Origin of the sequence: Nocardioides sp. (assembly GCF_024509035.1) — a bacterium.
GTDB lineage: Bacteria > Actinomycetota > Actinomycetes > Propionibacteriales > Nocardioidaceae > Nocardioides.
Window position 1 is genome coordinate 695 of sequence record NZ_JANINT010000360.1, and the last position, 1,166, is coordinate 1,860.

Genomic DNA, 1,166 nt, shown 5'->3' on the forward strand with positions numbered 1-1,166 from the left:
ACGATCTTCGCCCCCAACAAGGCGCTGCGGCTACCCAGCGGGGCAGCGCTCGGTGCCCCCGCCGCCGGCTACGAGATCCACCACGGCCGCATCACCCGCGACCCGGACGCCGAGGAGTTCCTCGGCGGCGCCCGAGCAGGTCAGGTCTTCGGCACCATGTGGCATGGCAGCCTCGAGAGTGACGAGTTCAGGTCCGCCTTCCTCGCCGAGGTCGCCGACCTGGCCCCCTCCGGCGCCGGCTTCCCGGCCACCCGGGAGCGCCGGATGGAGCTCCTCGCCGACCTCGTCGAGGAGCACCTGGACGTCGATGCCCTGCTGACCCTGGCCCGGCGAGGGGCACCCGCGTCCTTGCCGGCGCTCACCGTCGTCCCCACACCGCCCCAGGAAGGTCCACGATGAAGGTCTTGCTGCTCGGAGGCACCGCGGAGGCGCGCGACCTGGCCTGCCTGCTGGTGGAGGCCCGAGTGGACGTCACCTCGTCGCTCGCGGGGCGCGTGGCCCGCCCTCGCCTGCCGGTGGGACCGGTGCGCATCGGCGGGTTCGGCGGCGTCGCGGGGTTGCGGACCGCGTTGGCCGACTACGACCTGGTCGTGGACGCCACCCACCCGTTCGCGCGGGGAATGAGTGCCAACGCGGTCGAGGCCTGCACGGCCGAGCAGGTCCCACTGCTGCGGTTCGAGCGTCCGGGCTGGGAGCGCGACCCCACCTGGCGGTACGTCCGTACGCACGAGGAGGCAGCGCAGGTGGCGGCAACGCTGGGGCAACGTCCCTTCCTGACCGTAGGCCGCCAGGAACTGGCCCGGTTCGTTCCCGACCTGGGCGAGGCCTCGGTCCTGGCGCGGGTTGTCGATGCCCCCGACACGGAGCTCCCCGCGCCGTGGCGCCTGCTCACCAGCCGAGGGCCGTACACACTCGAGGGCGACCTCGAGGTCATGGCCGACCACGGCAGCGACGTCCTGGTCACCAAGGACTCCGGCGGGACGTACACGTGGCCGAAGATGCAGGCAGCGGCGCAGCTCGGCGTCCCCGTTGTGGTCGTGGAACGACCCGAGCCGGACCCCCGCGCGCAGGTCGTGCACGCCGTGGGCCCGGCTCTCGAGTGGGTGCTGTCGCACCGCTGAGTCAGGCGGTCGCCCTCGGGGTGGTGTCGACGCGTCCGAGCAGCC

General features: G+C 73.2%; 1 protein-coding gene and 1 pseudogene. Both read left to right on the plus strand.

Annotated elements, in window-relative coordinates; genetic code table 11:
- Positions 1-399 (plus strand): annotated as a pseudogene (locus tag Q0L15_RS21290) (cobyric acid synthase CobQ); the annotation flags it as partial.
- Positions 396-1,121, plus strand: a complete 726-nt coding sequence (locus Q0L15_RS21295; RefSeq protein ID WP_296606756.1) for a cobalt-precorrin-6A reductase — start codon at positions 396-398, stop codon at positions 1,119-1,121. The pseudogene Q0L15_RS21290 and the gene Q0L15_RS21295, both read left to right, overlap by 4 nt.
- Positions 1,122-1,166: the final 45 nt, after the last annotated feature.

Coding starts and splice junctions, on each gene's coding strand:
- Q0L15_RS21295 (WP_296606756.1), top strand. CDS start 396: ATGAAGGTCTTGCTGCTCGGAGGCACCGCGGAGGCGCGCGACCTGGCC.